The sequence below is a fragment of the Streptomyces chiangmaiensis genome (assembly GCF_036281785.1).
Classification (GTDB): domain Bacteria; phylum Actinomycetota; class Actinomycetes; order Streptomycetales; family Streptomycetaceae; genus Streptomyces; species Streptomyces chiangmaiensis.
The window spans coordinates 1-1095 of sequence record NZ_JAYWVC010000612.1; the positions used below are offsets into that span (position 1 = coordinate 1).

Genomic DNA, 1095 nt, shown 5'->3' on the forward strand with positions numbered 1-1095 from the left:
CCGATGCCGAGGGTCTGAGCCGCGCTCCACAGTCCATGGCGTACATGCAGGCCAAGGGCGAGCATCGCCACGATGTAGATGACGTTGTTCCACCAGACACTGAAGGTGTCCACGAGGTTTTCGTAGGGGTGCCCCTCCTCGAAACCTCCGGAGTGCACCGTGCCAGTGGTCAGGTCCAGGATATGCCACACGACATACAGACCGAGAATCACTCCGCCCCAGCGCATGGTGCGCGTAGCGTAGGAGGCTCTCGGCTTCTTGTGCACGTACTTGCTGGGGCGCGCCTTGATATCGCGTCGGCTCAGCTGGTACGCGGAAACACCGTGCCCGATGACGGAGAGGATGAGAACGACGCGTAGCACCCATAGAAACCAGCCGTAGTGAAGTGCCGGCTCTCCGATGGTGCGCAGCCAGTGGGAGTAGTGATTGTAATCGTGGAGGCCGAAGAAGATCTTCAGATGTCCATAGAGGTGCAATACCAGAAATCCGAGCATGATAAAGCCGGTTACGGCCATCACGACCTTTTTCCCGATGGTACTGCCCCATGCGGACCGAATCATTGTGGGACGTGGTTTGTCGCGCACTGCGAACGTCATATCTGGATCCTAAAGACGGTGGGATCACAGCGTCCAAGACCGGATTTCCCCGGCACCAATAGCCGTTCCCTATGATGACTTGACTTCTGAATTCGCCGAGATGCGCGGCGATTGCCGCCTCGGCATGCTCCAACTCGACTGCAGCATCATCTGCTTGATCGGACTCCGATCCCGAAAGTAGTTCTCGAAACCGTCCGGAGTGATGACTTCGATGATCCGGCGGGGCCGGTCACCGGCGTTTCACATCGCGTGCATCAAGCCGGCGTCGCTGTACCCAGCGGCTGACCGTGGTGCCCTCACCTTCGAAGATCTTGTGCAGGTAGCGCACCGAGATGCGATGGTGCCCGGCGATCAGGTCGGATGACAGGGCGGGGTCGCTCAGCGACGCGACCGCGCCCCCCGTTTGTGACTTCTCCTGCCGGCCGGTTCGCTCAGGTGCAGCCGTCCCGCGGGAACCGGAGCCTTGTGCTCACGCGACGCTGTCGATCGTCCGGCTCGT

At 60.5% G+C, this 1095-nt stretch carries 1 protein-coding gene and 1 pseudogene; both read right to left on the reverse strand.

What is annotated here, in order from left to right; all coding sequences use genetic code 11:
- On the reverse strand, positions 1–560 hold a 560-nt coding region (locus VXC91_RS45955), incomplete at its 3' end, for a succinate dehydrogenase cytochrome b subunit (protein ID WP_329513263.1).
- Between the two features lie 289 nt (positions 561–849).
- Positions 850–978 (reverse strand): annotated as a pseudogene (locus tag VXC91_RS45960) (AraC family transcriptional regulator); the annotation flags it as partial.
- Positions 979–1095 lie beyond the last annotated feature (117 nt).